Source organism: Streptomyces sp. NPDC002888, assembly GCF_042888465.1.
Lineage (GTDB): Bacteria > Actinomycetota > Actinomycetes > Streptomycetales > Streptomycetaceae > Streptomyces.
Genome location: NZ_JBIAPU010000018.1, coordinates 169061 through 193477, shown reverse-complemented (window position 1 = coordinate 193477; position 24417 = coordinate 169061). Strand labels below are relative to the sequence as shown.

Sequence of the window (24417 nt, the reverse complement as noted above, 5' to 3'; positions counted from 1 at the left end):
GTAGGCGGCGGGCCGGGGTTGGCTTCGGGACGGTGAGAGGCCGGTAAAAAGGGCGGTCGCAGCCCGGCTCACCCCGGCCGTACCGCCGCGGGCCGGGGCACACTGGGGGCGTGCCCCAGACAGTGCTCCTCGCCGAAGACGACCGCGCCATCCGTCACGCCCTGGAACGGGCCCTGACGCTGGAGGGTTACCGGGTCACCGCGGTCGCCGACGGCGTCGAGGCGCTGGCGCACGCCCACAAGACCCCGCCCGACGTGCTCGTCCTCGACGTGATGATGCCCGGCATCGACGGCCTGCAGGTCTGCCGGGTGCTGCGCGCCGAGGGCGACCGCACGCCGATCCTCATGCTCACGGCACTGGTGGAGACCGCGGACCGCATCGCGGGCCTGGACGCGGGCGCCGACGACTACGTGGTCAAGCCGTTCGACGTCGAGGAGGTCTTCGCCCGCCTGCGCGCCCTCCTGCGCCGCACGAGCCCCGTCGACCCGTCCGGTTCCGTCGGCCCGGCCGGTCCTATCGGCCCCGCCGGATCAGTCGGCTCCAGCAGCGCCAACGGTTCCAACGGCTTCAACGGTTCCGTGGGCGAGGTCATCACCCCCGAGGCCCGCACCAGGGGACCCCTCCCGTCCGCTCGTCAGGTCGAGGCCGCCGGGCTGCGCATGGACCCGCAGGCGCGGCGGGCCTGGCGCGGCGGCCGCGAGCTGGAGCTGACCCGCACGGAGTTCGAGCTCCTGGAGCTCCTGGTCCGCAACGCGGGCATCGTCCTCGACCACTCCACCATCTACGACCGCATCTGGGGCTACGACTTCGGCCCCGGCTCCAAGAACCTCGCCGTGTACGTCGGCTACCTGCGCCGCAAGCTCGACCAGCCCGGCGCACCGCAGCTGATCCACACCGTGCGGGGCGTGGGTTACGTGCTGCGGGAGGACTGAGTGGGCCGTCTCGGGCGGCTGTCGGCGAGACGGCGGGCCCGCCTGGTCTCCCTGCGCACCACCTTCGCGGTGTCCTTCGCGGCCGTCACCGCCGCCGTCACCGTCCTCGTCGGCATCCTGTCCTACAGTGCGGCCGCCCGGCTGGTGCGCGTGGACCAGCAGTCGGTCTTCGACGAGGTCGTGCAGGACCTGCGGGACGAGGTGCGCCAGCACCGGATGACCCCCGACGACTTCTCCTCCTCCGCGCCGGGCCACGACCTCGTCCGCCCGGCCCGCACCGACGTACAGGTGCTGGGCTTCGACGGCGGGGTGGTCGACCCGGGCAGCCCGGGACTGCCCGTGACCGCCGGCGACCGGAGGATCGCGGCCGAAGCGAGCGCCGGGCGGCTGGCCGAGCACAGGGACGTCGACGTCGGCAGTGACGTCTACCGTGTGGCGACCGTGTCGCTCGGCGGGGGGCGGGGCGCGGTGCAGGTCGCGCAGGAGTTCAGCGACACCGAGGACCTGCTGCGGGCGCTCCAGCAGCGGACGCTGGTGCTGATGATCGCGGTGGTGGTCGCGGCGGGTCTGGTCGGCTGGTGGCTGGCGCGGCGCATCACCCGGCGCCTGATCGTCCTCACCTCGGCCGCCGAGGACGTGGCCCGCACCCGCAGGCTCGGCATCGAGGTGCCGGTGACCGGCTACGACGAGGTGGGCCGTCTCGGCCGTGCCTTCGACCACATGCTCGGCCGCCTCGCCCAGTCGGAGGAGGACCAGCGTCGCCTGGTGCAGGACGCGGGGCACGAGCTGCGTACGCCGCTGACCTCGCTGCGGACGAACATCTCGCTGCTGCGGCGCATCGACGAGCTGCCCCCGGCCACCCGTGAGGACCTGGTCGTCGACCTCACGCAGGAGGCCCGCGAACTGACCGACCTGGTCAACGAGCTCGTCGACCTCGCGGCCGGGCAGTCCGACACGGAGCCGCCGCAGCGGGTCGACCTCGCCGACCTCGCCGAGGAGGTCGCGGGCCTCGCCCGCCGTCGTACCGGGCGGGAGATCGTGCTCAGCACGAGCGGCGACACGACGACGGACGGGCGGCCCGGGATGCTGACGCGGGCGGTGTCGAATTTGGTGGAGAACGCGGCGAAGTTCGACCGGGAGGGCGGTCTTCCCATCGAGATCGTCGTCACCGGGGCCGCCGTCTCCGGGCCAGGGGCGGTCCGCGTAGAGGTGCTCGACCGCGGGCCGGGCATCGGGGAGGCCGACCTGATGCGGATCTTCGACCGCTTCTACCGGGCCGCCGACGCGCGCTCCCTGCCGGGCTCCGGGCTCGGCCTGTCCATCGTGCGGGAGGTGGCGCTCGTGCACGGGGGAGCGCCGTTCGCCTTCCGGCGGGAAGGCGGCGGGACGGTGATCGGGTTCACGGTGGGCGGGGAGCCCGAGGAGGGGGCGCGGGGCGGGGGTGTGTGACGGGGCGGCCGCGGCGGCAGGGTCTTCGACCGGGCCGGTCGCTATGCGTGCCCCTGCCCGGCGTCGATCTCGGCGATCAGGGCCTCGATGCGGGCCTTGATCTCGTCGCGGATGGGACGGACGGCCTCGACGCCCTTGCCGGCCGGGTCCTCCAGGGCCCAGTCGAGGTACCTCTTGCCGGGGAAGACCGGGCAGGCGTCGCCGCAGCCCATGGTGATGACGTAGTCGGACGCCTGTACGGCCTCGGTCGTCAGGATCTTCGGCTCGGCGTCGGCGATGTCGACGCCGACCTCCCTCATCGCCTCGACCGCGGAGGGGTTGACCTGGTCGCCCGGGACGGAGCCGGCGGAGCGGACCTCGATCCGGTCGCCCGCGAGGTGGCTGAGGAACCCGGCGGCCATCTGGGATCGCCCGGCGTTGTGGACGCAGACGAAGAGCACGGAGGCGAGCGGGCTGGAGGGCATCGGTTCTTCCTTCGTGATCAGCCCAGGCTGGTATCAGCCAGGAGTGATGTGAGAGTATCAGCCCATGCTGACGTCAGTCGACACTGATCTGTTGCGGGTTCTGGCCGACCCGCTCCGCCTGCGGATCGTCACCCTCTTGGCCCGGGAGACGCTCTGCACCACGCACCTGATCGAGGAGACGGGGGCCAGGCAGACCAACCTCTCCAACCATCTGAAGGTGCTGCGCGAGGCGGGGGTCGTGGAGACCGAACCCTGCGGCCGGTTCACCTACTACCGGCTGAAGCCCGACGTCATCGCCTCCCTCGCGGGCCGGTTCGCCGACCTGGCGGAGACCGCGCGCGTCGCGGCCGAGAACGACGTCAAGCGGTCCTGCCCCTGACCCGAGGAGCCCTGTTGGGCCCCTGACCCGAGGAGCCCTGTTGGGCCCCTGACCCGAGGAGCCCTGTTGGCCACCACCGAGCCCCAGTCCACCACCGAGCCCCAGTCCACCACCGAGCCTCAGTCCGCCACCGAGCCTCAGCCCGCCCCGGGCGCGACCCCGCCCCAGGGGCCCCCGCTGATCGCGCGCGTCGCGGCCGAGTTCGTCGGCACGGCGGCCCTTGTCGCGGTCGTCGTCGGCTCCGGTATCCAGGCCACCGACCTGACGAAGGACGTGGGCCTGCAACTCCTGGCCAACTCCATGGCCACGGTCTTCGGGCTCGGCGTTCTGATCACCCTGCTCGGGCCGGTCTCCGGCGCGCACTTCAACCCCGCGGTCACCCTGGCCGAGTGGTGGACCGCCCGCCGTGGCGGCGCGGGCGTCTCCCTGCGCGAGGCGGCTTTGTACGTTCCCGCCCAGATCGCCGGCGCGGTCGCGGGCGCGATCCTGGCCGACGCGATGTTCGGCGAACCGCTGGTGAAGTGGTCCACCCACGACCGCTCGGCAGGACACCTGCTCCTCGGGGAGGTCGTCGCGACCGCCGGCCTGATCCTGCTGATCTTCGGCCTGGCCCGCACCGACCGCCTCCACTTCGCCCCCGTGGCCGTCGCCTCCTACATCGGCGCCGCCTACTGGTTCACCTCCTCCACGTCCTTCGCCAACCCCGCCGTGACCATCGGCCGCGCCTTCACCGACACCTTCGCGGGCATCGCCCCGCGCTCGGTCCCGGGCTTCGTCGGCATGCAGGCCGTCGGCGCGGCGGTCGGGCTGGCCCTGGTCGCGGTCATCTTCATGCGGGGGCGATCGGCCGCCCGGGCGTAGAGAATGGGGGTACACCGTGCACTGGCTGCCCAGGAGGTCGCCGTGGCAGACGAACACCCCGCGCGGGCCCGGACGGGGACAGTGAGCATCGCCGAGGCCGACGGGCAGCATGCCGTTCTGGCCTTCACCGGTGTCCTGGACATGCATGTGCTGAGCGAACTGGAAGTGCTGCTCCTCGACGAGCGGCTGAGGCAGGCCGACGCCTGGGACCTCGACATGAGCGGTCTGGAGCGGTTGGACATGGCGTGCGCCTACGCCTTGCTCCGGGCGGCGACGCGCGCACCGGAACCGGCCGCCCTCACGGTCCGCGGCGCCCGCCGGGACGTCCACCGGACGCTGCGCCAGGCGGGCGTCGATGCGGTGGCGACGATCGAGGAGTAGCTGTCAGCTCCCGGCGGTGAGCAGCTTGCCCATCGCGGCCAGTACGGACGGCTCGACCCGGTAGGAGACCCAGGTGCCGCGCCGCTGCGAGGTGAGCAGGCCGGCCTCCTTGAGCTTCTTCAGGTGGTGGGAGACGGCAAGGTTGCGTGCGGTCGGCCCCGAGCGGCCCCGGCGGACCGGCCGCACCTGACATGACCCGGTGAGGTCTTCGTTCAGGCCGCCTCGGCCGGGACCCGTCCCACCTTGATGGCGTCGACCAGCGCCTGGTGGTCCCGCTCGTTCTGGTCCGCGTACAGCTCGGCGAACGTCGCCAGCGCGCGGTCGAAGACGTCTCCTCCCCCCAGGTAGGCGCCGATCGCGACCCGGTCACCGGACCTGGCGTGGGCGCGGGCCAGCGTGGCGCCGCACAGCTCGGCGAACAGTGCCATCTGCTTCGGTGACATGCTCTCGGGCAGCGCGATGCCCTTCCAGTCCCGCAGTTGGCGCACGTAGAAGTCCCGGCGCCGGCCGTCGATGCCGTGGACGCGTTCCCAGCCCAGGAAGATGTCGCTGGTGGCCTGCATCAGCCGCTGGCCGGCGACGACACGCTCGCCCTGGGTGGGGAAGGTGCTCGCGCCGGCGTAGGGCGCCAGCACCGACTCGTCGGCCTCCTTGGCCTGCAGGAAGAGCGGGTCCTCGTCGTCCCTTCCCAGCAGCAGGATGATCCAGCAGCGGGTGCCCACGCTGCCGACCCCGACGACCTTGCGCGCCACGTCGGCGACTCGGTAGCTCTCCAGCAGGAATCGCCGGTCGGTCTGCAGGGTGTGGCCGTACCGCTCGACCAGCCGGCCGAGCTCCTTCTCCAGGATGCCGCGTTGGGCGCCGGAGACCAGGTCCGCGAGCCGCACCAGGAGTGGGGGATCGGGGGCGATCAGGCGCTGTCCGTCGACGACGTGGGTGAGCTTGTCGAAGACCTGCAGGGTGTCGTGCGCGCGGGCCCGCGCCCGGGCGTGCTCCCAGCGGTCGCGGTCCTCGGCGCTGACGGCCGGAGCGAACTGCTTCTGCAGTTCGTCCGCCTCGAAGCGGGTGTACCAGACGGCGAGATTGCTCAGCCCGGCGAAGGTCCGCATGCGCTCGCGATACGACCGTACGGCCGTCCGCACCAGGGACGCCCGCTCCTTGCCGCTGAAGCCGTTCGCCCGGCCCGCGATGACCAGGCTCGCCGACAAACGCTTGACGTCCCACTCCCACGGGCCGGGCAGCGTCTCGTCGAAGTCGTTGATGTCGAACATCAGACGGCGCTCGGGAGAGGCCAGCAGCCGGAAGTTCAGCAGGTGGGCGTCGCCGCACAACTGCGCCCTGATACCACTGCGAGGGGTGTCCGCCAGGTCCGCGGCCATGATGGCGGCGGCTCCGCGGTAGAAGCGGAACGGCGACTCGCTCATCCTGCCGTAGCGGATCGGTACGAGTTCCGGGACCCGCTTCGCCGACTGCGCCTCGATGACGTCCACCGGGTCGGTGCGCTTCGGCGACGGGGTGTACTCGGCATGCCCGGAACGAGGGGCCGTGGACCGGGCGGCCTTGCCGAGCGCGGCACGTTCTTCCGGGGTGCGGTGCCGCATGTCATAGCCGGTCGGATTGGTTTCGCTCATCAAAGACGCTCCCCGCACAAGTGAATTCCGGCGGGCGATATCGCGCGGTGAATTATTCGACCGCTCTCCGCTTTTCGCTCTCCTTATTCAGGGTAGGTCCGGCTGGTTTACCCGGCGACTCAGGTCCGGGTGCGCCCGCCCGGGTCCGGTGATGCAATGGATTTCAAGGGACCCGCGAGCACAAGGGGTGAGTCGTGAGCCAGCAGAGCGACGTCATGGGACCCATCGACTACATCGTGGTGGAGTTTCCCGGCAACCGAATGACGGGCGAGGGCTTCCCGCTTCTGGTCGATCTCGTGGACCGCGGCCTCATCCGGATCCTCGACCTGGTGTTCATCAGGAAGGACGACGACGGCTCGGTGACCGCCCTGGAGATCGCCGACCTCACCGGCGACGGCAACCTCGATCTCGCGGTCTTCGAAGGCGTCCACTCCGGCCTGCTCGGCCAGGACGACCTGGAGGAGGCGGCTGCCGCCGTGGAGCCCGGCAACTCCGCGGGTCTCCTGATCTACGAGAACGTGTGGGCCGCTCCCTTCGCCGCCGCACTGCGTCGCGGGGGAGCTCAGTTGGTCGCTTCCGGGCGGCTTCCCGTACAGGCGGTCATCGCCTCGCTCGAAGCGGCGGAGGCGGCTTCCTGAAAGGCAAGCGAGAAAGGACCTCGCCATGCCAGGACTCCTTCGCGGAGTGGCACGTACGGCGGTCGTCGCCGGCACGGCGACCGCGGTGTCCAACCGTGTGTCACGCCGCCAGCAGGGACGCTGGGCCGCCCAACAGGGCTCCGTCCACCAGGAACCCGAGCCGCGGCCCGCCCCCTCGGCGCAGCCCCCGCAGGCCGCCACGCCGACCGACGACATGGGCAGCACGCTCGACAAGCTCAAGGAGCTGGGCGAACTCAAGGCGCAAGGCGTGCTGACCGAGGCCGAGTTCGAGGAGCAGAAGAGCAGGCTCCTCGGCTGATGCTCCATGGCCGACACACAGCGGCAGCCGCGAAGGCCCGTTACCGAGCGGCACCGCAGCCCACAGGAACGGAGATCCATCCATGGCCACCACCGCCACACCCCACCACGGGACGGCAGGCACCCATGCCGGCGCCACCGGTCTCACCCTGTTCGCCGCCGTCATGCTGTTCGTCGCCGGAATTCTCGACCTCTTCCGGGGCATCATGGCGATCGCCAATGACGACGTCTTCGTGACCACCCCCAACTACGTCTTCAAGTTCGACCTGACGAGCTGGGGCTGGATCCAACTGATCCTCGGCGTCGTCGCGCTCCTCGTGAGCTTCGGCCTGTTCGCGGTGGCCACTTGGGCCAGGGTCGTCGCAGTCGGCATCGCGGCGCTGCTGATCGTCGCCAACTTCCTGTCCATCCCGTACTACCCCGTCTGGTCACTCACACTGATCGCCCTGTACGCCTTCGTCATCTGGGCACTGTGCGTGGTCAAGCGGGACTGACCGGTACCGACGCCTGATCGGACCCGGGCCCGCGCGGGTGTCCCGGCGCCACCGCTGGGGTCATGCATCACTCAGCGGGTGGCCCGGAAGGAGCGCAGACGCAGGGAGTTGCCGACCACGAAGACCGAGGAGAAGGCCATGGCCGCTCCGGCGATCATCGGGTTGAGCAGGCCGGCTGCGGCGAGCGGGAGTGCGGCCATGTTGTAGGCGAAGGCCCAGAAGAGGTTGGAGCGGATGGTGCCGAGGGTCTTGCGGGCGAGGCGGATGGCGTCCGGCGCGGCACGCAGGTCGCCCCGTACGAGGGTCAGGTCGCCGGCCTCGATCGCGGCGTCCGTCCCCGTGCCCATCGCCAGGCCCAGGTCGGCCTGGGCGAGGGCGGCCGCGTCGTTGACGCCGTCGCCGACCATCGCGACCGAACGTCCCTCGCCCTGGAGCCGCTTGACGACGTCGACCTTGTCCTGCGGCAGCACCTCGGCGATGACGTCCTCGGGTGCGATGCCGACCTCGCGGGCGACGGACTCGGCCGCGGCCCTGTTGTCGCCGGTCAGCAGGAGGGGCCTCAGGCCGAGCGCGCGCAGCCGGGTGATCGCCTCGGCACTGGTCTCCTTCACGGCGTCGGCGACTTCGAGTACCGCCCGCACCTCGCCGTCCCAGGCGACCGCGACCGCCGTACGGCCGGCTGCTTCGGCCGCCGCCTTGGCACCGGACAGCTCCGCCGGAAGCTCCATCGCCCAGTCGCCCAGCAGCCGCTCCCGGCCCACCAGGACCGCATGGCCGTCGACGATGCCCTGCACACCGAGACCGGGGACGTTCGCGAAGTCCTCGGGAGTGGGCAGCGAGCCCAGCTTCTGAAGCGCCCCGTCGGCCACGGCGCGGGCGATCGGGTGCTCGGAGGAGTGCTCCAGCGCGCCTGCCAGCCGTAGGACTTCGCTCTCGTCGGTGCCTTCGGCGGGGTGTATGGCCAGCAGGGTCATGCGACCGGTGGTCACGGTGCCGGTCTTGTCGAGGACGATGGTGTCGACCTCGCGGGTGGACTCCAGGACCTCCGGGCCCTTGATGAGGATGCCGAGCTGGGCGCCGCGTCCGGTGCCGACCAGCAGCGCGGTCGGCGTGGCCAGGCCGAGGGCGCACGGGCAGGCGATGATCAGCACGGCGACGGCGGCGGTGAAGGCGGCCGTCAGCCCGGCGCCGTTGCCCAGCCAGAAGCCCAGGGTGCCCAGCGCGAGGGCGATCACGATCGGCACGAAGACGGCGGAGATCCGGTCCGCGAGCCGCTGTGCCGCGGCCTTTCCGTTCTGGGCGTTCTCGACCAGCTCGGCCATCCTGGCCAGTTGGGTGTCGGCGCCGACACGGGTGGCCTCGACGACGAGGCGGCCGCCGGCGTTGATCGTGGCACCGGTGACCGGGTCACCGGGCGCCACCTCGACGGGGACGGACTCGCCGGTGAGCATGGAGGCGTCCACGGCGGAGGAGCCCTCGACGACCGTCCCGTCGGTGGCGATCTTCTCGCCGGGGCGTACGAGGAAGCGGTCGCCCACCTTCAACGCGGTGGTGGGGATGGTCTGTTAGCCGCCGTCGGCGTTCAGCAGGGTGACGTCCTTCGCGCCCAGCTCCAGCAGCGCCTTCAGGGCCGCGCCCGCCTTCCGCTTGGAGCGGGCCTCGAAGTACCGCCCGGCCAGGATGAAGGCGGTCACGCCGGCAGCGGCCTCCAGGTAGATGTTCCCGGCGCCGTCGCTGCGGGCGATGGTCAGCTCGAAGGGGTGGGTCATGCCGGGCATGCCCGCGGTCCCGAAGAACAGCGCCCACAGCGACCACAGGAACGCGGCCGACGTGCCGACCGAGATCAGCGTGTCCATGGTGGCCGCGCCGTGCCGCGCGTTGGTGAACGCCGCCTTGTGGAAGGGCCAGGCCGCGTACGTCACCACGGGTGCCGCAAGCGTCAGGGACAGCCACTGCCAGTACTCGAACTGCAGCGCGGGGACCATGGCCATCGCGATGACGGGAACCGCCAGCACCACGGCGGTGACCAACCGCTCGCGCAGCGGCCGGAGTTCGTCGACCTCGTCGGACGGCTCGGCGGGGTGCTCGGGTGGAGCGGGCTCCTGCGCGGTGTATCCGGTCGCCTCGACGGTGGCTATCAGGTCCCGGACCAGGACGTCACCGCCGTAGCTGACCCTGGCCTTCTCGGTGGCGTAGTTGACGGTGGCGGTGACCCCGTCCAGGCGGTTGAGCTTCTTCTCGATGCGCGCCGCGCACGAGGCGCAGGTCATCCCGCCGATGGCGAGCTCTACCTCGGCGGCGACGCCGTTCGTGGTGGTGGACATGGCTGCTCCTCGTAGGGGTGGGCGGCCGGGACCGGGTTGGTGGGGTGGCCTTGCAGTGGCCGCAGGTCATACCGGATACGGGGTAGGGGTACCCGGGCAGTGACTCATGTATACCCTGAGGGGGTATCTTGAGCAAGCAACGAGAGCCCTTGACTTCATACCCCCTAGGGGTATGTTGAAGTGCATCGAGGCCCCATGCTGCAAAGTCCCGAGGGCCCCTGTTCGCCGGGAGGTACCCATGCATGCCGGACGGAAGATCACCGCGTTCGCCGCCGCACTCGCCGCGACGTTCGGCACCGCCTACGGCTTGGGCAACGGCATCGAGCCCGTCGTGGCGAACGAGGCACCGGCGTCCACCCATGACAGCCACAGCGAGGAATCACCGACACCACAGGAGAGCGGCGGGCATGCGGGGCACGCATCGACTCCTGCGCTCGGCGGGCTGCAGATCTCCGAGGGCGGCTACACCCTCGACCTCAAGACTCCGCGGGTCGCGGCGGGCCGACAGGCAGAGCTGCGCTTCGCCGTCCGGGACGAGGCCGGCCGCGCCGTCACCACCTACCAGCGCGAGCACGACAAGGAACTCCACCTCATCGTGGCCTCACGCGATCTGGTCACCTACCGCCATCTGCACCCCACCCGTGCCGCCGACGGAACCTGGAGCGTCCCCGTCGACCTGCCCCGGGCGGGCGGCTACCGGGTCTTCGCCGACTTCACCCCGGCGGCGAAGGGGGCCGAGAACCTCACGCTCGGCGCGGATCTCGCAGCCTCGGGCCCGTATGAGCCCAAGGGGCTGCCGGCCCTCAGCGCCACGGCCGAGACCGACGGCTACGACGTAGAGCTGACCGGAAAGCTGCGCCCGGGCGCGGCCGGCGAACTGAAGCTCACGGTCTCCCGCGACGGCAAGCCGGTCACCGACCTCCAGCCCTACCTCGGCGCGTACGGCCATCTCGTCGCCCTGCGCTCCGGCGACCTCGCCTACCTCCATGTCCACCCGGGCGGCGAACCCGGCGACGGCGCGACCGAGCCCGGCCCCGACATCTCGTTCACGGCCACGGCGCCCAGCAGCGGCACGTACCGGCTCTTCCTCGACTTCAAGCACGAAGGGCGCGTCCACACCGCGGCGTTCACGGTCCGGTCCGACGGCCCGAGGGTCGCGGGAGAGCCCGCCGGCGGGCATCGGCACTGAGTGGTGTCGACGTGGGCAGGTCTTCCGCGGATGCGCGCGAGCGGCTACGGCTTCGCGGCGCGCGGCGTGTACCGGCCGAGGAACATGTCGACGCCGCCGGCGATCAGGCGGTCGGTGAGGTCTTCGTCGATCGTGGTGCCGTAGGTGCTGAACACCAGGTGCGGAAAGAGCAGGAGCGAGTACAGCTGGAGGGTGGCCACCTCGATGTCGGGGATGTCCAGTCGGCCCTGGTCCGTCAGGTGCCTCAACGTGTTGGCGACGGCGGGGTGATGGACTTCCGGTCCAGCCTGGTGCCAGGCGGCGCCGAGTTCGGGGAAGCGGTGCAGTTCGCGGGTGACGACATTGCGCAGGGCGAGGATGTCGGGGTCGGAACACCTTCCACGAGGTGGGCGGTTCGATCGGCATCGCCGTGCTGTCCACCGTCGCCGCGTCCGGCATCGAACAGGGCACGGTCGACGGTTTCACCAGCGCCTTCACCCTCAGTGCGATCACCGCCGCGGCGAGTGCGCTGATCGCCCTCGTCCTCGTACCGCACACCAAGCCGCAGACGACCGGCGGCCCGCACGTGCATTGAGGGCGGACTCCAGCAGCGGAGGGGCAGGGGCCGGGGGCAGGGGCCGGTGCGGACACACCAGCCCCTGCCCCTGCAGACGGTCAGCTCCTGCCGAGGAGCTTGTTCATCTCGATGATCTCGGTGGTCTGCGCGGTGACGATGTCGTCGGCCATGGACGTGGCGGGACCGTACGTGCCCTTGCTCTTCTCGGTGCCGGCCATGTCCACGGCGCCCTTGTGGTGCTCGATCATCATGGTCAGGAACATGGTGTCGAAGTCCGTGCCGGACGCCTTCTCCAGCTTGTCCATGTCCGAGCCGTCCATCATGCCGGGCATCGCGGACCCGTCCGAGTGGTCCATGCCGGGCATGGACTCCGCCGTGCTGTCGGACGATGCCGGGACGTCCTCGCCCCAGGACGTCAGCCAGCCGCTCATGGTCCGGATCTCCGGGTCCTGTGCCTTCTCGATGCGCGAGGCGAGGTCCTTGACCTCGGCGGACGAGGCCCGGTCGGCGGCGAGCCCCGACATCTCCAGGGCCTGCTGGTGGTGCGGGATCATGCCCTGGGCGAAGGACACGTCCTGGGCGTTGTGCGCCCCGGCCGTGGCGCCGGAGCTCGACGACGACGACGCGGAGCTGTGACCGCCCGCGTGTGCGCTGCCGCGGTTGTCGCTTTCGTTGCTGTCGTTGCCGCAGGCGGCGAGGACGAGTGCGGCGGTGACGGACGCGGCCGCGACGACGGCGCGGCGGGTCAGGGTACGGGTGTTGCGCATGCTGGAACTCCTGCTGTGCTGTGTGACAGGGATCTGGACGTGCCGAGGCGCACTGCGTCGCTGTGCTGGGGACGCAGTGCCGCGTGGTGTCTAGATCCGCAGGAGTTGGAGTTCCGCCAGGGACGGCGGCGCGCGGGCGCTGTCCGGGGCCTCGGCCGCGTACGAGCAGACCGTGTCGGCGTGTATGGGCACGGCCACCGGGTCGGCAACGAGGGCGGGCAGAGCCGGCGCACCGCTCACCGCGGCCGCCACGCAGGTCGGATCGGCGTGATGGAGGTGGCCTCCGCCGCAGTCCCCGCCGTGTCCGGCGCAGTCGTCATGAGCGCTGACCGCGACGGCCGTCATGTGCTGCGGGCCGGCGTGTTCGTGGCCGCTGCCGCCGGGAGCCAAGGCGTGCATGGCCAACAGGCCGGCCAGCAGTCCGAGCACGAGCAGCGCCCGCCACCGCCGCACGGGCGGTCGCACGAGGTGCTGCTCGGGGCTCTTCATCGGGATCATCCTAGGCAGAGCCTGTGAAGCGGGCTCATCGGCGGTGTCCGATCTGGATACGGGTGCGGCGGTGCTCGTGTTCACAGACTAGGTTTTGGCGGTCACGGTCTCGTCCGGCACCCGCGTCGCCTGCGCGCCCGGTCCGCGCCCGGTGAAGCGCATGGCGATGCATGCCCCGAGGTACAGGGCGGCGACGACCAACAGCAGTGCCTGATAGCCCGTCACCAGGGCCAGGTACTCGATCGCACCGCCGGTCATCGCGCCCAGCAGGTTCGCGCCGAACGCGGAGGTCGGGTCCGGGGCGAGCGCGAGGCGGTCCGAGAAGATGAGGTTGGCGCAGAAGATGGGGGCGAAGGCCAGGGCGATCGCGGCGGCGAGCCGTCCGGCGAAGGGCAGCGAGAGCACGGCGTGCGAGGGGACGAGCCAGGCCACCGCGAGGGAGCTGAAGAGCAGCACCTGCAGCAGCAGCTGGTTGACCCGCCGCAGCCTGCGCCGGACCTCGACCGCCGCGAGGACGGCGAGCAGGACTCCGAAGAAGACGAGGGCGTTGACCAGCCAGGTCGTACCGAAGTAGAGCGCGAAGCCGATCACGTTCTTCGTTTCGAGCAACATGAAGGCCGCGCCCAGCAGGAACATGTCGGTGTAGCGGAACGTGCTGCGGATGCGCACCCCGGCCAGGCGCACCGACAGGACGGTCACCAGCAGGATCCCGCCCAGCGCACCCAGGTAGAGCGTGGGAATGCTCCGGTGCAGCAGATACGGGAAGGGGCGGTCGTCGGTCGCGGCCGCCGGGACCGCGCCGCTGGGCTGCCAGATCCTCTCGCAGGACTGGTCGGCGGGCGTCATTCCGGCCACCAGCACGGCCGCGGTCCTCTTGAACGTCGTCAGACAGGGGGCGTGGCCGTAGACGTCGTCGAGGGTTCCGGCGAAGCGGTCGACCAACCAGGTCTTGCGGTAGTAGTTGTACATGGCGAACGCGCCGTCCGGTGCCAGGTGATCACGCGCGGCCTCGAACGCCTGCTTGGTGAACAGGTAGCTCTCCAGGCGCAGGTTGCTCGCACCGGACACCAGCGTCAGCGAGTCCGGCAGCGCCAGGACGATGAGGTCGTACTTGGTCTTCGTCCGTTCCAGGAAGGCCCGTCCGTCGTCGATGTGGGCGTGCACCCTGGGGTCGTCGTACGGCCTCGCGGGGTGCAGCTGCGCGCCGATCTCCTGCAGCCGGGGGTCGATCTCGACCGCGTCCACGCGCTCCGCTCCGTGTGCCAGCGCGACCGCCACGTCGTTGCCGTTGCCGGCTCCGATGACCAGCACGCGCTTGTGCGGGTTGCGGGGCGTGTCCTCGTACGCCTGCCGGTAGGGCGAGTTCTGCCGCATCAGCACCGCCAGCGGCGCGGTGCTCTGGTGCTGGACGCCGTTGGCGGAGATGTACCACGTCCGGGTGGTGGTCGGCGCGGGCTTGAGCTCGATCTTGTAGTAGGGCGACCAGGAGATGCCGGATGTCGTCGACTCCAGGAACAGCGCGGCGACCATCGCCGTGAGGGGGATGCCGTACAGCAGCGTGTTGCGGCGTCCTCCGAGGACCAGCAGGGCTGCGGCGGCGAGTACGCCCCATACGACCGACGGGGCGCGCAGCCAGGACAGCACGGCGAAGGACAACGAGCCGGTGAGGCTGCCGATCAGGTCGTAGCGGTAGGCGTCGAGCGAGGGAAGTTGGCGGAAGAGGTCGGCGGTGATCTTTCCGATCCCGGCCATGATCACCGCGGTCAGGAGGAAGATGGCCGGCAGCGTGACCCACTCGGGGAGGCCGGTGGTCTTCACGGCGGTGAAGTAGATGACCTCGCCGCTGCTCTGGCGTACCTGCACCGGATACTCGCGTACCAGGATGATCAGGAGCGCGAGCGGGATCGGTGTCCAGCGTTTGAGCCACTGTCCTCGCGCCGCGGGGATCAGGAATCCGATGCTGATGCCGAGGAACGATCCCAGCAGGATGAAGTTCGAGAAGTAGCTGAGGTGGACGATGTTGGCACCCGCCCACCTGATCAGCGCCAACTCGACGAAGAGCATGGTGGTGCTGGCCAGCACGAGTCTCCAGCGCACCGAACTTTTGTTTTGTCCGCTTTCAGGCCGCTTCATGCGGGTTTACGGTGCCATCTTCGGTGCGGTCAGTCGAGATGCCTTGCCGGTCTGTGGCGTGGACATTTTTGGGCTCGGCCAAGCGAGCCGCACCGCACCGGGCACGACGCCTCCGGCTCGCACCCCCACAGGGCGGGCAGCGAACTAGTGCACTGAAAAGGGCGGGATCCGAAGATCCCGCCCGAAAACCACGAAACCCCAGGTCATGGCCACACCAGGCAATACGGCTGATGCCCGGCCTCATGCAGGCGATGGCTGAAGTCCTGCCACTCGTGCAGCGTCAAGGTGCTGTCCGTCGTCGCCCCCGGGCCTTGCCGAGTGGCAGATGGGCAAGCCGCCCGCAAAAGGCCCTGACCACCGCGCCGTTGGACGTTGCGGTGGGTGATCACGCCTGCCCGAGGCCGGCCGTACGGATCGTCGATGCCGGGTGGGTGTCTGCTCCTCAGCCCTGCGCCTCGATCTCGGCATCGGCGACTGCGATGGCGATGCCGAGGGCCGCGGCGATGTTGCCCGCTGCCGTCATGACGCGGGCGGTGCCCACGATGGGCGCGATGGCGACCAGGACGTCCTGCAGCTGGTCTGCGGTCATGCCGGTCCTGAGGGCGGGGTCGATATGCGCCGCGTAGGAGATCGGCGGGGCGTCCGAGGCGGCGAGTGCCGCGATGCGCGTGAGCAGGAGCATGTCCGGGGCCAGCCCGCATCGCTCGATCGAGTCGACTGTCATGGCGGCGAGGGTGTCCAGGACTGGGGTTTCCGATGCAGTGGACATGGCGCATGCCCTCCTGGTCTGTTTCAGGCCCGAGTGGGGGGAGGCAGGCGGAGGGAACGGATTCCGCGCCCCCGGGATCTCCCTCAACCCTAGAACTCCTCCGGGCCTGGCGCCTGAGGGCGGGCAGGCCGGTGATCATCCGTCCGGACGCAGACCGTAACCACCCGGGTTGACCTTGGCGGACCGCGCCGACAGATCCGGCCCGGTCAGCGCAGGCGTCGTGAGCCGCCGTGTTGTCTGCCGAAACCTTCCGACGCGTCCTGGGCCTCGCGCAGGTCGGGGGTGGTGGTTTTTGCGGCGTCGTACCAGTTCCCGTAGCGGTCGGCGAAGTACGGGGCCGACATGCCGTGCAGCAGGATGCTGAGGCCGATGGTGGCCGCGATGACTCGGCCCAGCTGTTCGATCCCGGGCACGTGGTCCTCGACCAGGAGGAGTCCGAAGACCACGGAGGCCAGGCCGCGGGGTCCGAACCAGCCGACGTAGGCCAGGGTGGGAAGCCGCATGCCGGTGCCGGCCAGCGCGAGGGCCGCCGGGAGCATTCTGACCACCGTCAGGCTGAGCACGGCGTACGTGATGATCCGCCAGTCGAGGTGCTCCAGTGTCGGGCCGAGCAGGACCGCGCCGAAGACCAGGAAGCTCAGGGTCCCCAGCAGCCCGCCCACGTACTCGGCCAGGTCGGCTGGCCGCTCCTTGGCCGACTCCGCACGTGTCGGCTCGCCCTGGCGCAGTGCGACGCCGAACGCGAACCCGCCCATCCAGGTGGCGATGAAGCCGCTCCCGTCCAAGCCCGTCGCCACGCTGTACGCACAGAACGCCACCGCCAGGACCACCACCTGCTGCCATTCACCCGTCACCCAGCCCCGGGCCCGCGCGAAGGTCGACAGCCACCCTCCGACCCAACCCAAGGCCAGCCCCACCGCGGTGCTGACCGCCAGGGCCCGCCAGAACACCCCGTCCACGCCCTCCTCGGAGGCGACCGTGCCGGGGATCGCGGCGAGGAACATGAGGAAGAACGGCAGCGCCAAGCCGTCGTTCAGCCCGCTCTCGACGTTGAGCCCGTGGCGCACGAGGGCCGGGACACGTGGGCTGGAGCAGGCGGTCTTGCCGAGCGCCGCATCGGTGGGGGCGAGAACCGCGCCCAGCAGCGCGAACTCCCAGAGAGTCAGACCGGGAAACAAGGGCCACGCCAGCAGCCACCCCGCTCCGATGCTCAACGGCAGGCCGATCGCCAGCAGACGCAGGGGCAGGAAGCCGCCCGTGCGCAGGTCGCTTCGGCGTACCGTCATCGAGTCGGTGAAGAGCAGCAGGGCCAGGGCGGCCTCGATCAACGTCAGCACCGGGCCTGCGTCGTGGCCCAGGTCGAGAACGTCCAGCCCGATCGGTCCGATGAGCACGCCGAAGCCGGTGAACACCATCGGAGCCGACACCGGCGTCGAGGCCAGGCGGCGCGAGAACAGCGCGTAGCCGGCGGTGACGGCCGCGACCGCGGCCCCGGTCCAGGCGCTGCCACCACTCATGACATCCCACGCTTCCTGTCGCAACGCACAGCCGTTGACCACGGAGCAGAGGGAGCGCGCTGCCGGATCCCGCTCATCTCGCACCTGTTCTTGCACGGGGCATCGGAGCCTCGGGCACCGCGACGGCCGATCAAGGATCAGTGTGGTGCGAGGCCGGACCCCGACCGCGGCACCGACACGCGTCGCGGGCCCGCCTGCGTCACCGCCCGGCGCGGCTGGTGCGCATGCGGATGATCCATGAGGCGCGCAGCATGGTGGTACGGGCGGATTCAAGAAAATGCCCTCAGCGGTGGCGACCCCCGACGTGGCGGAGCAAGGACCTCCATGCGGTCGGTGCGGTCGGCGCCTACGACGCATCCGTCGTCACCAAGGACGAGGCCGGCAAGGTCCACGTCAACAAGGACGAGACGGCCACCCGGCACGGGGCGTGGGGCGGCGCCGCTGCCGGTGCGGTCGTCGGCCTGCTGTTCCCTCCAGCGGTTATCGGTACGGCCGCTGTCGGTGCCGCCGTCGGTGGCGTGAGCGGGCACCTTTGGCGCGGCATGTCCCGGGCCGACATCAGAGTTCGGCGACCTCATCGACGAGGGGCAGGCCGCCCTGGTCGTCGTCGGCGAAAGCACGCTCTCGCAGGCGCTGCAGAGAGCCCAGCTCAAAGCGGCCAAGCATGTCGCCAAGGAACTCGACGTGAGCGCGAGAGACATCGACAGGGCCGTCCAGCAGGCCGCCACCGAGGTCCGCTGACCTCCCGCCGCATCCGCTTCACCTGTGGGGACCGCGCCACCATGCCACCAAGGTCCATCGAGACCCTTCCGTTCTCGGCCTCGGCCGTGTGGCGTCAGTACCGCAACGCGTCGCGGACCTCGGTGGTCACCGTGCCGGTCAGGTCCCGGTTGCTCCGAGCTGTGGCATGGGCGGTCTTGCCTGCGGCGACCTGGGAGACGTCGAGGACGACCACGTCGGCCAAGTTGCCCGACTGATCCTTGAAATTGACCACGATGATGTAGCTCCTCGACTTCGAGTCGTGGTTGGCGACGGTCACCGGGACCTCCGCCTTGCCGTCGGAGCCCGTCGCGACGCTGCCCAGGGTGACGTCCGACTTGGCGTCCAAGCCGCCCTTCACCTCATCCAGCGCAGACGAGGCGGCCGCCTCCGCGGAAGCGGCCGCAGAAGCCACCGCGGACGCTGCCGCTGCTGGCCGCGGAGGCAAGCTCGGACGCACCCGACTTCACAACGGAAGCCGCCGAGGAAGCGGGGGAGCTCGGAGACTCGTCGTCCGACGAGCAGCCGGTCAGACCGAGCATGACGGCCATCCCAACAACAGCACATCGGTTGGTCTGGCGTTCCATGGCTTCTCCCACCTCGACGGCACTTTCCCGTCCAGCGTCAGCCAGCCCGGCCGGCCGTACCAGCAGGACGCGGCACCCGGGTGACGTAGCTGACGACGCCTCTGGCAGCAACGGCGCCAGCCGGACACCCGGGTCAGCTGACCTGAACGGTTGCAGGAAGTTCCCCTCAATCGCCTTGATGCTCACGACCACACCGAGCGCCCTCAGGGCCGTGGATGTGTCGATCAGTGCGAGAAGCACCCGGCCGAGCCACCACACTCGAACCCGCGCTCATCATGATCGATAGAGCGACGGGCTTCCGAGTAGCTAAAATTGGGACATTAAGCCCATCGAGTAGGCGTGGCTGTGACCTCAGCCAGGTCTTGATCTCGGTCCCTCGGCTGCGAAGGACGCTCCCCATGACGTCGGAGACCACCTCGGTCGCGCAATCCGGGCAGGATTCGGTAGTCATCGCCAGCTTCGACAACCGCCATCGCGCCGAACGCATGCTGGTGTCGCTCGGGCGAGGCTTCCGCAGGAAGGCCCGCACGAGCGGCACGACTGCTGTGGTGATCAGAGGAAACGCCGACGGCTCGCTGAGGGTGACCCAGTCCCGCGTGCTGACGGCCAACGGTTTCGTGAACGCCCTGTTCCGCATCTCCCTCGCATGGATGGCCGGATTCATGGGTCTGTTCGCCACGCTGAAAGGGGCAAGGGTCGGGGCCCACGCCGCTGGAGTGCGCAAAGGTCACGTCGGATCCAAAGCGCAGCAAGCCCACAGGATCCTCGCGGAAGTCGGCCCCGATGCCGCCGTCACGCTGGTCCGCTGCAAGGACACGGACACGCGGCAGATGGTCGCCGCTGCGGCGGCCGAACGTGCGGAAGAGAGCTGGGATGGCGCGCTCACAGAGTTTCTCGCCGCCCTCGACCCCGGCAGTGCTCACGATTGGGTGCGCGCCGCTGTCGGTGAGCCCTCCCCCACACACCGCGACCAGTGACTGACAGCGCCGGCCCCGGGCCGGACACCCGGCGTGAGGCCAGACTCCCGCGCCGCATGATCGTGCGGGTTGTTCTGCGGATCGTGGGAGCCGCCACCGCGCTGGTGACCTTGTACTTTCTGCTGCCCCTGGACCACTCCTCGGCCTGGTCCGCCGTCACGATGCTGGTGATCGGGTTGCTGGCGTTCATCGGGTTGGTCGCGTTCCAGGTGCGCTCGATCTTCCGGTCACCGTTCCCGGGACTGCGGGCCGTCGAAGCGCTGACCACGTGTTCCGTTGTTCCTGCTGCTGTTCGCCAGCACCTACGTCGCCATGGCCGCGATGTCGGCCGGCAACTTCGGCATGGCCGCGATGTCGGCCGGCAACTTCGGCGGGCCGCTGACGCACACCGACGGGTTGTACTTCGCCGTCACCGTCTTCGCGACGGTCGGGTTCGGTGACGTTACGGCCAAGAGCGAGGCGGCTCGGCTCGTGGTCACCGGGCAGATGATCGCTGATCTCGTCATCCTCGGGCTCGCGATCAAGAACATCATGGGTGCTGTCAGTCGGCGCCGACAACCGGGAGGCGCCTCAGGCGCACAGCCCCCCGAGGAGATCCACCGCTAGGAGCGGGGGTCAGTAGCGTGGGTCAGTAACGAGCAGGCGACCCGGCCGGCTATGAGGATGTCCGATCCCGCACATGACACCAGAATGGGTGTTATCCACTCTTTCTGTCGGATCGGAGACACCTATGAAGGACCTCAAGTTCGAGCAGAAGCGTTCGCTGTCACGACTTGAGGCGGCTGACCAGCTCACGGCGCTCGCAGCCGCGCTGAGGGAAGGTGGCGATGCCGAACTGGAACTCAGCCCCGGAACGCTGAGCCTGCGGATCCCCGACGACCTTCGCAGCGAGATGGAGGTCGAGATCGGTGACGGGGAGATCGAGCTGGAGATCGAGTTCAAGTGGCCGACCGCACCGACCCGGACAGCGCCATCGCGGACGGTCGCAGGCACCGAGAAGGCCACGGGGCGGAAGAGCGTGCCCGCCAAGCCCGGTCGGAGCAGCACGGGCACCAGCAGGAGCAAAAGCGCGAAGCGGTCCGCTACCAAGACGCCCTGAATCGTGCCGGGGAAGGACGGCGGCTCCTCAACTCATCGCCAGCTTTCGCAGTCGCCGCCAGTCCATGGGGGCCCTCGTCCGGGGCACGCCGGGGCGGTGGCGTGGTACGCGGACGCGCAGAGCCCGGGGGTGGATCGTGCACCGTACGGGCGTCGGCAGGGTCAGTGCCTCACCGTCAACCCCGGCCTCGATCTCGGGCTCGTCCGCATCGATGACGACCTCCTGGGCGGTCAGGCTGGTGAGGCCGGGCGCGTGCTTCTCCGCGAGCAACTCGGCTGCCTGCGCGGCGTTGTCGACGCTGACGCCCAGGACGCCGAGGGCGCCTGAATCCAGGACCTCGCGGCGTCCGAGGCCGGCCAGGTCGCCCATCCCATAGGGGTTGTTGCTGACGAGCACGGCCTGGAGGCCGTCGATGGCCGTGTCCGCGGCGTGGACGGCCAGCCGGGGACCGCGTCGGTGGGTCAGCAGGTCTGGAAGCGTCTGGAGGATGGTGCGGACCTTGTCGTCGCGTCGACGACGCCTTCACGGAAACGGAAGCCGCGGCGGAAGACGACGGCGACCCACCCGCCGCACAGGGCACATCAGTGCCTCCAGCGAGACCCATGTGCCCTCAATGTGCCCTGGCCGCCTGACGGCCCCTCTCCGGCACTGAAAAGGGCGAGGCCCGAAGACCCCGCCCGCTACCGATGAAATCCCAGGTCACGGCCACACAAGGCAGTACGGCTGATGCCCCGCCTCATGCAACCGATGGCTGAAGTCCTGCCATTCGTGCAGCAGCTGATACACGTTGAACGCGTCCCGGGGCCCACCCCGGTCCGGCACCGTCGACCAGATGAAGGCTGCCGCGCCGACCGCTTCCTCGCCGATGTCGCGGAGGGGATCCACGACCGTCATGGGGAGTTTCACGACGGCGTAGTCGGGGTGCAGGACGACGAGTTCGAGGGGCGGCACCTTGTGCAGGGGGACGCCCTCGATGCCGGTCAGCACCATCGCGGCCATCGTCTCCGGCTTGATCTTGGTGAACATGCCGTTCATGCCCAGCTCGTCGCCGCCGAGTTCCTCGGGGCGCATCGAGATCGGGACGCGGGCCGCGGTCGCGCCGTCAGGCGCGCCGAAGTACTTGTACGTCACCCCCACCCGACCACCATTCCTGCTCCCCGCCCCCAGCTCTTCGACCCGTCGGTCGAGCCGCTCGGACTCACTCGGTACACCGTGTGCCTGACGTGCTTCGGTCGTGTCCTCCGCGTCGCGTCGGTGCCTTCCCCGCCGGGCACGTCGAGGACCCAGATCGTCAGTCCCCTCGCCCAGTCCGCCACCGCGATGCATATCTCCACCCGACTGCTTTTTTAGGACGCGTGGCCCCCGCCGCGCAACCCGATCATCGTGTCAGTGACCTCCCCCACGGTCGCCCGCCGAAACGTGCGTTGAAACACCTGTCCGCAGGATCTTTGCAGCCCTGAACACACCACGGTGCAAGGTTCTGTACACCATGGCCCGGTTGAGCTGCGTGTATCAGGTGTCAGTCTCGCAGATCATGGAGGGCCACGGGCCGTCCGCCGCGTTATGCGGACTGTGCGCCGGTTCAGCAGCAGGTTCGGCAGCCGGTTCGGCAGTCGGTCCGGCGTGCGGTCGCGGGCCCTGGCCTACCCTGAGGAGGTCACTTGGCAACCGGAGTCCGAGAGGTCGGAGAAGTCGCAGGTCATGAGCGAACTGCCTTATTCATATGATGCGCCTGTCTCGCAGGCTCTGTTCGACCGTGCGGCCGCCGTCACGCCGGGTGGCGTGAACTCCCCGGTGCGTGCCTTCCGCGCTGTGGGTGGAACGCCCCGGTTCATGGTGTCCGGTACCGGTCCGTACCTGACGGACGCGGACGGCCGTGAATACGTCGACCTCGTCTGTTCCTGGGGGCCGATGATCCTCGGGCACTCCCACCCCGAGGTCATCGCGGCCGTGCGGGACGCCGTCGCCCGCGGTACCTCCTTCGGTACGCCCGGTGAGGGCGAGGTCGCGCTCGCCGAGGAGATCGTGGAGCGTGTCGAGCCCGTGGAGCAGGTGCGGCTCGTCTCCAGCGGGACCGAGGCCACCATGTCGGCGATCCGGCTCGCGCGCGGGTTCACCCGGCGGTCCAAGGTGATCAAGTTCGCCGGGTGCTACCACGGCCACGTCGACTCGCTCCTCGCGGCGGCGGGCAGCGGCGTCGCCACCTTCGCGCTGCCCGACACCCCGGGCGTCACCGGCGCCCAGGCCGGCGACACCATCGTGCTGCCGTACAACGACCTGGAGGCCGTGCAGGAGGCCTTCCACCGGCACCCGGGCGAGATCGCCTGCGTGATCACCGAGGCCTCGCCCGGCAACATGGGTGTCGTGCCCCCGCTGCCCGGCTTCAACCAGGGGCTCAAGGACGCCTGCCGGGCGAACGGCGCCCTGTTCATCTCCGACGAGGTCATGACCGGGTTCCGCACCAGCAGGGCCGGCTGGTACGGGATCGACGGGGTCAGGCCCGACCTCATGACCTTCGGCAAGGTCATGGGCGGCGGCTTCCCGGCGGCCGCCTTCGGTGGCCGTGCCGACGTGATGGCGCACCTCGCGCCCGCCGGGCCCGTCTACCAGGCCGGCACCCTCTCCGGGAACCCGATCGCCACCGCCGCCGGGCTCGCCCAGCTGCGTCTCCTCGACGACGCCGCGTACGCCAAGGTCAACGCCGTGTCGGAGCAGATCCAGACGCTCGTCTCCGAGGCGCTCACCAAGGAAGGCGTCGCGCACACCGTGCAGAGCGCCTCCAACATGTTCTCCGTCTTCTTCACGGACCGCGCGGTGCGCACGTACGAGGACGCCAAGGCGCAGGAGTCGTTCCGCTTCACCGCCTTCTTCCACGCGCTGCTGGCGAACGGCGTCTACCTGCCGCCGTCGTCCTTCGAGTCCTGGTTCGTTTCCACGGCCCACGACGAGCGGGCCATCCAGTGGATCGCCGACGCCCTCCCGGCGGCGGCCCGAGCGGCTGCGGAGGCCACAGCAGCATGACCACCAACGCGGACATCACCGTCGTCCACCTCATGCGCCACGGCGAGGTGGCCAACCCGGACGGGATCCTGTACGGCCGTCTCGGCGGGTACCACCTCTCCGAGCTCGGGCGGCAGATGGCCGACCGGGTCGCCGAGCACCTCTCCTCCCGCGATGTGACGTACGTCGTCGCCTCCCCGCTGGAGCGGGCCCAGGAGACCGCGACGCCGATCGCCAAGGCGCACGGCCTGGACCTCGCCACCGACGAGCGGCTCATCGAGGCCGACAACGTCTTCCAGGGCAAGACGTTCGGCGTCGGTGACGGTGCGCTGCGCAAGCCCGGCAACTGGAAGCACCTCGTGAACCCCTTCAAGCCGTCGTGGGGCGAGCCGTACGTCGACCAGGTGGTCCGTATGAAGGGGGCGCTGGACGCGGCGAAGGACACGGCCCGCGGGCACGAGGCCGTGCTGGTCAGTCACCAGCTGCCGATCTGGATCGTGCGGTCGTACGTCGAGCGGCGCCGGCTGTGGCACGACCCGCGCAAGCGGCAGTGCACGCTCGCCTCGCTGACGACGTTCACGTACCAGGGCGACAAGATCGTGTCCGTCGGCTACACCGAGCCCGCCCGCGACCTCGTCCCCGCCCACCTCCTCGCCGGCGCCAAGCCGGTCAAGGGGCAGGGCAAGGCCTTCGGAGCGTAAGCA

At 70.1% G+C, this 24417-nt stretch carries 25 protein-coding genes and 3 pseudogenes; 15 read left to right on the top strand and 13 right to left on the bottom strand.

From position 1 onward, the window contains the following. Positions 1-110: 110 nt before the first annotated feature. Positions 111-932, top strand: a complete 822-nt coding sequence (locus tag ACFYWX_RS28335) for a response regulator transcription factor (RefSeq protein WP_389426933.1) — start codon at positions 111-113, stop codon at positions 930-932. Further along, positions 933-2381 (top strand): ATP-binding protein, encoded by a 1449-nt coding sequence (locus ACFYWX_RS28330; RefSeq protein WP_389426932.1) that lies wholly within the window; start codon positions 933-935, stop codon positions 2379-2381. A 41-nt stretch (positions 2382-2422) separates the two neighbouring features. Here ACFYWX_RS28330 and ACFYWX_RS28325 read toward each other — a convergent pair whose 3' ends face one another. Then, positions 2423-2845 (bottom strand): arsenate reductase ArsC, encoded by a 423-nt coding sequence (locus ACFYWX_RS28325; protein ID WP_389426931.1) that lies wholly within the window; start codon positions 2843-2845, stop codon positions 2423-2425. A 64-nt stretch (positions 2846-2909) separates the two neighbouring features. Here ACFYWX_RS28325 and ACFYWX_RS28320 point away from each other — a divergent pair, with 64 nt between their 5' ends. From ACFYWX_RS28320 to ACFYWX_RS28310, 3 genes are all read left to right on the top strand, one after another. Next, positions 2910-3224: an ArsR/SmtB family transcription factor gene (locus ACFYWX_RS28320; protein ID WP_389426930.1), complete on the top strand. Its 315-nt coding sequence runs from the start codon at positions 2910-2912 to the stop codon at positions 3222-3224. Between the two features lie 66 nt (positions 3225-3290). Further along, a complete protein-coding gene (locus ACFYWX_RS28315; RefSeq protein WP_389426929.1) occupies positions 3291-4085 on the top strand; it encodes an aquaporin in 795 nt (264 codons plus the stop codon). 42 nt (positions 4086-4127) lie between these two features. After that, the gene (locus tag ACFYWX_RS28310; RefSeq protein WP_389426928.1) at positions 4128-4466 is read left to right on the top strand and encodes an STAS domain-containing protein; all 339 of its coding nucleotides are present in this window, start codon (positions 4128-4130) and stop codon (positions 4464-4466) included. 3 nt (positions 4467-4469) lie between these two features. Here ACFYWX_RS28310 and ACFYWX_RS28305 read toward each other — a convergent pair. Further along, positions 4470-4634: pseudogene (locus ACFYWX_RS28305) on the bottom strand (ArsR family transcriptional regulator); the annotation flags it as partial. A gap of 44 nt (positions 4635-4678) precedes the next feature. Continuing rightward, positions 4679-6097, bottom strand: a complete 1419-nt coding sequence (locus ACFYWX_RS28300) for a DUF2252 domain-containing protein (protein WP_389426927.1) — start codon at positions 6095-6097, stop codon at positions 4679-4681. Positions 6098-6312: 215 nt separating this feature from the next. Between ACFYWX_RS28300 and ACFYWX_RS28295 the strand changes: the two genes are divergently transcribed. The 3 genes from ACFYWX_RS28295 (at position 6313) to ACFYWX_RS28285 (ending at position 7547) form a co-directional block, all read left to right on the top strand. After that, entirely contained in the window at positions 6313-6735 is a 423-nt protein-coding gene (locus ACFYWX_RS28295; protein ID WP_389426978.1) for a DUF6325 family protein, read from the top strand. A gap of 25 nt (positions 6736-6760) precedes the next feature. Continuing rightward, positions 6761-7054 (top strand): SHOCT domain-containing protein, encoded by a 294-nt coding sequence (locus ACFYWX_RS28290; protein ID WP_389426926.1) that lies wholly within the window; start codon positions 6761-6763, stop codon positions 7052-7054. 82 nt (positions 7055-7136) lie between these two features. Beyond that, positions 7137-7547 carry a hypothetical protein gene (locus tag ACFYWX_RS28285; protein ID WP_389426925.1) on the top strand — a complete coding sequence of 137 codons (411 nt, stop codon included), beginning with the start codon at positions 7137-7139 and terminating at the stop codon, positions 7545-7547. 71 nt (positions 7548-7618) lie between these two features. On the opposite strand, the pseudogene ACFYWX_RS28280 reads toward ACFYWX_RS28285, so the two are convergent. Next, positions 7619-9871: pseudogene (locus ACFYWX_RS28280) on the bottom strand (heavy metal translocating P-type ATPase). Positions 9872-10109: 238 nt separating this feature from the next. Here ACFYWX_RS28280 and ACFYWX_RS28275 point away from each other — a divergent pair. Further along, positions 10110-11060 (top strand): hypothetical protein, encoded by a 951-nt coding sequence (locus tag ACFYWX_RS28275; RefSeq protein WP_389426924.1) that lies wholly within the window; start codon positions 10110-10112, stop codon positions 11058-11060. 44 nt (positions 11061-11104) lie between these two features. Here ACFYWX_RS28275 and ACFYWX_RS28270 read toward each other — a convergent pair whose 3' ends face one another. After that, the gene (locus tag ACFYWX_RS28270; protein WP_389426977.1) at positions 11105-11386 is read right to left on the bottom strand and encodes a TetR/AcrR family transcriptional regulator C-terminal domain-containing protein; all 282 of its coding nucleotides are present in this window, start codon (positions 11384-11386) and stop codon (positions 11105-11107) included. 59 nt (positions 11387-11445) lie between these two features. Between ACFYWX_RS28270 and ACFYWX_RS28265 the strand changes: the two genes are divergently transcribed. Then, positions 11446-11634 (top strand): hypothetical protein, encoded by a 189-nt coding sequence (locus tag ACFYWX_RS28265; RefSeq protein WP_389426923.1) that lies wholly within the window; start codon positions 11446-11448, stop codon positions 11632-11634. Positions 11635-11714: 80 nt separating this feature from the next. Here ACFYWX_RS28265 and ACFYWX_RS28260 read toward each other — a convergent pair whose 3' ends face one another. From ACFYWX_RS28260 to ACFYWX_RS28235, 6 genes are all read right to left on the bottom strand, one after another. After that, positions 11715-12383, bottom strand: coding sequence for a DUF305 domain-containing protein (locus ACFYWX_RS28260; protein ID WP_389426922.1), 669 nt, complete (start codon positions 12381-12383; stop codon positions 11715-11717). Between the two features lie 90 nt (positions 12384-12473). Beyond that, a complete protein-coding gene (locus ACFYWX_RS28255) occupies positions 12474-12872 on the bottom strand; it encodes a DUF6153 family protein (protein ID WP_389426921.1) in 399 nt (132 codons plus the stop codon). Positions 12873-12959: 87 nt separating this feature from the next. Next, on the bottom strand, positions 12960-14969 hold the full coding sequence (locus ACFYWX_RS28250) for a spermidine synthase (protein ID WP_389426920.1): 2010 nt from the start codon (positions 14967-14969) through the stop codon (positions 12960-12962). 478 nt (positions 14970-15447) lie between these two features. Continuing rightward, positions 15448-15774, bottom strand: coding sequence for a carboxymuconolactone decarboxylase family protein (locus tag ACFYWX_RS28245; RefSeq protein WP_389426919.1), 327 nt, complete (start codon positions 15772-15774; stop codon positions 15448-15450). A 206-nt stretch (positions 15775-15980) separates the two neighbouring features. Then, on the bottom strand, positions 15981-17291 hold the full coding sequence (locus ACFYWX_RS28240; RefSeq protein WP_389426918.1) for a cation:proton antiporter: 1311 nt from the start codon (positions 17289-17291) through the stop codon (positions 15981-15983). 835 nt (positions 17292-18126) lie between these two features. Beyond that, positions 18127-18399, bottom strand: coding sequence for a hypothetical protein (locus ACFYWX_RS28235; RefSeq protein WP_389426917.1), 273 nt, complete (start codon positions 18397-18399; stop codon positions 18127-18129). A 636-nt stretch (positions 18400-19035) separates the two neighbouring features. Between ACFYWX_RS28235 and ACFYWX_RS28230 the strand changes: the two genes are divergently transcribed. The 3 genes from ACFYWX_RS28230 (at position 19036) to ACFYWX_RS28220 (ending at position 20713) form a co-directional block, all read left to right on the top strand. Beyond that, complete coding sequence (locus tag ACFYWX_RS28230; RefSeq protein ID WP_389426916.1) at positions 19036-19614, top strand: hypothetical protein; 579 nt, start codon at positions 19036-19038, stop codon at positions 19612-19614. A 276-nt stretch (positions 19615-19890) separates the two neighbouring features. Next, the gene (locus ACFYWX_RS28225) at positions 19891-20220 is read left to right on the top strand and encodes a potassium channel family protein (RefSeq protein WP_389426915.1); all 330 of its coding nucleotides are present in this window, start codon (positions 19891-19893) and stop codon (positions 20218-20220) included. A gap of 124 nt (positions 20221-20344) precedes the next feature. Then, positions 20345-20713, top strand: coding sequence for an amphi-Trp domain-containing protein (locus tag ACFYWX_RS28220; protein ID WP_389426914.1), 369 nt, complete (start codon positions 20345-20347; stop codon positions 20711-20713). Between the two features lie 27 nt (positions 20714-20740). Here ACFYWX_RS28220 and ACFYWX_RS28215 read toward each other — a convergent pair. Then, positions 20741-21223 (bottom strand): annotated as a pseudogene (locus tag ACFYWX_RS28215) (diacylglycerol kinase); the annotation flags it as partial. 189 nt (positions 21224-21412) lie between these two features. Then, positions 21413-22039: a hypothetical protein gene (locus ACFYWX_RS28210; RefSeq protein ID WP_389426913.1), complete on the bottom strand. Its 627-nt coding sequence runs from the start codon at positions 22037-22039 to the stop codon at positions 21413-21415. Between the two features lie 375 nt (positions 22040-22414). Between ACFYWX_RS28210 and hemL the strand changes: the two genes are divergently transcribed. Together hemL and ACFYWX_RS28200 are read left to right on the top strand one after the other, a co-directional pair. Next, entirely contained in the window at positions 22415-23734 is a 1320-nt protein-coding gene (gene hemL, locus ACFYWX_RS28205) for a glutamate-1-semialdehyde 2,1-aminomutase (protein WP_389426912.1), read from the top strand. Then, entirely contained in the window at positions 23731-24414 is a 684-nt protein-coding gene (locus ACFYWX_RS28200; RefSeq protein WP_389426911.1) for a histidine phosphatase family protein, read from the top strand. Before hemL ends, ACFYWX_RS28200 begins: the two co-directional genes overlap by 4 nt. Positions 24415-24417 lie beyond the last annotated feature (3 nt).

Coding starts and splice junctions, on each gene's coding strand:
- ACFYWX_RS28275 (WP_389426924.1), top strand. CDS start 10,110: ATGCATGCCGGACGGAAGATCACCGCGTTCGCCGCCGCACTCGCCGCG.
- hemL (WP_389426912.1), top strand. CDS start 22,415: ATGAGCGAACTGCCTTATTCATATGATGCGCCTGTCTCGCAGGCTCTG.
- ACFYWX_RS28325 (WP_389426931.1), bottom strand. CDS start 2,845: ATGCCCTCCAGCCCGCTCGCCTCCGTGCTCTTCGTCTGCGTCCACAAC.
- ACFYWX_RS28210 (WP_389426913.1), bottom strand. CDS start 22,039: ATGCATCGCGGTGGCGGACTGGGCGAGGGGACTGACGATCTGGGTCCT.
- ACFYWX_RS28320 (WP_389426930.1), top strand. CDS start 2,910: ATGCTGACGTCAGTCGACACTGATCTGTTGCGGGTTCTGGCCGACCCG.
- ACFYWX_RS28260 (WP_389426922.1), bottom strand. CDS start 12,383: ATGCGCAACACCCGTACCCTGACCCGCCGCGCCGTCGTCGCGGCCGCG.
- ACFYWX_RS28290 (WP_389426926.1), top strand. CDS start 6,761: ATGCCAGGACTCCTTCGCGGAGTGGCACGTACGGCGGTCGTCGCCGGC.
- ACFYWX_RS28245 (WP_389426919.1), bottom strand. CDS start 15,774: ATGTCCACTGCATCGGAAACCCCAGTCCTGGACACCCTCGCCGCCATG.
- ACFYWX_RS28285 (WP_389426925.1), top strand. CDS start 7,137: ATGGCCACCACCGCCACACCCCACCACGGGACGGCAGGCACCCATGCC.
- ACFYWX_RS28295 (WP_389426978.1), top strand. CDS start 6,313: ATGGGACCCATCGACTACATCGTGGTGGAGTTTCCCGGCAACCGAATG.
- ACFYWX_RS28255 (WP_389426921.1), bottom strand. CDS start 12,872: ATGAAGAGCCCCGAGCAGCACCTCGTGCGACCGCCCGTGCGGCGGTGG.
- ACFYWX_RS28240 (WP_389426918.1), bottom strand. CDS start 17,291: ATGAGTGGTGGCAGCGCCTGGACCGGGGCCGCGGTCGCGGCCGTCACC.
- ACFYWX_RS28300 (WP_389426927.1), bottom strand. CDS start 6,097: ATGAGCGAAACCAATCCGACCGGCTATGACATGCGGCACCGCACCCCG.
- ACFYWX_RS28200 (WP_389426911.1), top strand. CDS start 23,731: ATGACCACCAACGCGGACATCACCGTCGTCCACCTCATGCGCCACGGC.
- ACFYWX_RS28230 (WP_389426916.1), top strand. CDS start 19,036: ATGACGTCGGAGACCACCTCGGTCGCGCAATCCGGGCAGGATTCGGTA.
- ACFYWX_RS28220 (WP_389426914.1), top strand. CDS start 20,345: ATGAAGGACCTCAAGTTCGAGCAGAAGCGTTCGCTGTCACGACTTGAG.